The sequence below is a fragment of the Microbacterium ureisolvens genome (assembly GCF_019511645.1).
Taxonomy (GTDB): domain Bacteria; phylum Actinomycetota; class Actinomycetes; order Actinomycetales; family Microbacteriaceae; genus Microbacterium; species Microbacterium ureisolvens_A.
Window position 1 is genome coordinate 1 of the sequence record NZ_JAEUAX010000047.1, and the last position, 255, is coordinate 255.

At 48.6% G+C, this 255-nt stretch carries 1 rRNA gene; it reads left to right on the forward strand.

The features are described from left to right. Positions 1-162: 162 nt before the first annotated feature. A 23S ribosomal RNA gene (locus tag JNB61_RS19920) occupies positions 163-255 on the forward strand; the annotation flags it as partial.

The window sequence follows — 255 nt, forward strand, 5'->3', positions numbered from 1 at the left end:
GGTGGGTTGGGGGGTGCCGCCCGTACTTTGAGAACTACACAGTGGACGCGAGCATCTTTGCAAGATGACCCTTCGGGGTTGTTTTGTGTTGATGATCTTAAAGATCATTAGTCAATTTCTGATCGCACTCTTCGGAGTGTGGTCGAGTTTTGATTCTCATGTTTTCAAGTCTTTAAGAGCAAACGGTGGATGCCTTGGCATCTGGAGCCGAAGAAGGACGTAGCAATCTGCGATAAGCCTCGGGGAACTGATAAG